Source organism: Bizionia gelidisalsuginis (genome assembly GCF_008086185.1).
GTDB lineage: Bacteria > Bacteroidota > Bacteroidia > Flavobacteriales > Flavobacteriaceae > Bizionia > Bizionia saleffrena.
In genome coordinates this window covers 1-1,506 of sequence record NZ_VSKN01000071.1, presented here as the reverse complement: position 1 = coordinate 1,506, position 1,506 = coordinate 1, and the positions used below count along the sequence as shown (strand labels likewise).

Here is a 1,506-nt window from a genome sequence, read left to right as displayed (position 1 = left end):
CTGTTACATCACCAGTTACTGTTAAGTTGTTTACATCTTGATCACATTCTAAAGTCAATGCAGCAGGAACCGTAAAGGTTGGCGCCGTAGTATCCTCGATGTTTATGGTTTGTGTTTGCGTATTATCATTTCCACAAGCATCCGTTACTGTCCAAGTTCTAATAAAAGAAGACGCGTTAGCACAAGATCCGGCAGTCGATGTTCCATCAGAATACGTCGCTTCTAAAACAGCGTTTCCACAGTTATCAGCTTCATCGGTAACATCACCAGTCAACGTTAAGTCGTTTACATCTTCATCACATTCTAAAGTCACTGCAGCAGGAACCGTAAAGGTTGGCGCCGTAGTATCCTCGATGTTTATGGTTTGTGTTTGCGTATTATCATTTCCACAAGCATCCGTTAGCGTCCAAGTTCTAATAAAAGAAGACGCGTTGGCACAAGATCCAGCAGTTGAAGCGCCATCCGTGTATGTTGCTTCTAGAGCAGCGTTTCCACAATTATCAGCTTCATCAGAAACATCACCAGTTACTGTTAAGTCGGTAATATCTTGATCACATTCTAAAGTCACTTCAGTAGGAACCGTATAGGTTGGCGCCGTAGTATCTTCGATATTAATTGTCTGTTCTTGAGTTGTTGTGTTTCCACAAGCATCGGTTACTGTCCAAGTTCTAATGAAAGAAGACGCGTTAGCACAAGCCCCAGCAGTTGAAGCGCCATCAGAATACGTCGCTTCTAAAGCAGCGTTTCCACAGTTATCAGCTTCATCGGTAACATCACCAGTTACTGTTAAGTCGGTAATATCTTGATCACATTCTAAAGTGACTGCAGCAGGAACCGTAAAGGTTGGCGCCGTAGTATCCTCGATGTTTATGGTTTGTGTTTGCGTATTATCGTTTCCACAAGCATCGGTTACTGTCCAAGTTCTTATGAAAGACGATTCGTTAGCACAAGACCCAACAGTCGATGTTCCATCAGTATACGTCGCTTCTAATGTGTTAGTATCACAATTATCAGCTTCGTCAGTTACATCACCAGTCAACGTTAAGTCGTTTACATCTTCATCACATTCTAAAGTCACTTCAGCAGGAACCGTAAAGGTTGGTGCCGTGGTATCCTCGATGTTTATGGTTTGTGTTTGCGTATTATCGTTTCCACAAGCATCGGTTACTGTCCAAGTTCTTACAAATGAAGACGCGTTAGCACAAGATCCGGCAGTCGATGTTCCATCAGTATACGTCGCTTCTAATGTGTTAGTATCACAATTATCAGCTTCGTCAGTTACATCACCAGTCAACGTTAAGTTGTTTACATCTTGATCACATTCTAAAGTGACTGCAGCAGGAACCGTAAAGGTTGGCGCCGTAGTGTCTTCAATATTAATTGTCTGTTCTTGAGTTGTTGTGTTTCCACAAGCATCAATTGCTGTCCAAGTTCTAGTAATAATATAATTACTATCACAAGTTCCAGTTGTAGTTACATCTGTAAAAGAAACAGTAGGCGTAGCAC

Annotated in this window: 1 protein-coding gene; it reads right to left on the bottom strand. The window is 41.9% G+C overall.

Going from position 1 to position 1,506, the window contains the following annotated elements; all coding sequences use genetic code 11:
* Positions 1–1,506 (bottom strand): HYR-like domain-containing protein (locus ES677_RS15385; RefSeq protein WP_449374895.1); only part of this gene is annotated, 1,506 nt, incomplete at both ends.